The 1,205-nt window shown below is 65.0% G+C and carries 1 protein-coding gene and 2 pseudogenes; all 3 read left to right on the top strand.

Annotated elements, in window-relative coordinates:
* Positions 1–728: pseudogene (locus JCM25143_RS15110) on the top strand (DNA polymerase III subunit gamma/tau); the annotation flags it as partial.
* Positions 729–782: 54 nt separating this feature from the next.
* Positions 783–1,106, top strand: coding sequence for a YbaB/EbfC family nucleoid-associated protein (locus JCM25143_RS15105; protein ID WP_025861838.1), 324 nt, complete (start codon positions 783–785; stop codon positions 1,104–1,106).
* A gap of 26 nt (positions 1,107–1,132) precedes the next feature.
* Positions 1,133–1,205 (top strand): annotated as a pseudogene (locus JCM25143_RS25340) (recombination mediator RecR); the annotation flags it as partial.

Genomic DNA, 1,205 nt, shown 5'->3' with positions numbered 1-1,205 from the left:
CAACTGGCAGCGCGCCATCCGCTATGGCCGCGGCTCCGTTTGCCAGTGGCAGCGCTGGCGGGAGTGCGGGTGGCGGCGCAGTGGCCAGTGCGGTTACTGATGCACAGGCCATGCCCGCTATGGAGGATGACAGGCCCCGCCTGCGGATGGTCGGTGGCACCGCCATGGCGGTGGAGGCTCTCCCCCCGGTGCCTGAACCTGTGGTGGAACAAGAGCCTGCGCCACCTGCTATCCCGCGCACATGGCGCGAAACCGTGGCCCTTGTGCGCGATGCGCGTGAGGCGGTGCTGCATGGCCACCTGCGGCACGCGGCCCATCTGGTGTCGTTCGCGTGCGGGCATATTGTTATGCGGCTTGATGCGGGCGCCCCCCCCGATGTCCCCCGCCGCCTGCGGCTGGTGCTGGAGCGCGTAACCGGTATTGAATGGCAGGTGGAACTGTCTGAGGCACCGGGTGAGCCCAGTCTGGGCGAGCAGGGGGCCGAGGTTATTCAGTTCCGCCGCAAGGAGGCGGCCTCTCACCCGCTGGTGCAGGCCATTTTGGAGGCTTTCCCCGATGCGGAGCTGGGCGAGGTTTCCGAGCACGGGCTGGACGATTACGGCCTGCCGCCCGAGGAACTGCACACCGCGCTGGCAGCGGATGACCCATCCCTTATGTTCGCGCCGCTGGATGCGGAACTGCTTGACGAGGATGAACGGCCCCATGATCCGGGCCTTTCTCCAGACTGACCCGCATGGCCGCGTAACGGCTGTGCCGGTTTTTAAAACCAGAGGAACCGATCAATGAAAAACCTTGCCTCGATGATGAAACAGGCCACGCAGATGCAGGCCAAAATGGAAGCCATGCAGACCACGCTGGAAGGGATCAGCATTGAAGGGGCTGCGGGCGCAGGCATGGTCACGGTTGTGCTGAGCGGCAAGGGCGACATGCGCTCGATTAAGATCGACCCTTCGCTGGCAGACCCGACAGAAATGGAAATGCTTCAGGACCTGATTATGGCGGCCTGCGCGGATGCCCGCCGCAAGCTGGACGAGCGCGCTGCTGAGGAAATGCAGAAGGTCACTGGTGGGCTTAACCTGCCCGCAGGCCTGAAGCTGCCGTTCTAGGACTGACCGCGCGCGAGGGTGCCGGAATGGGTGGGCAGGAAATAGAGCAGCTTATCCGGCTTCTGGGCCGGTTGCCGGGGTTTGGCCCCCGCTCCGCGC

The sequence above is a fragment of the Acetobacter papayae JCM 25143 genome, from assembly GCF_000613285.1.
In the GTDB taxonomy this organism is placed as follows: domain Bacteria; phylum Pseudomonadota; class Alphaproteobacteria; order Acetobacterales; family Acetobacteraceae; genus Acetobacter; species Acetobacter papayae.
This window is presented reverse-complemented; position numbering and strand designations above follow the sequence as displayed.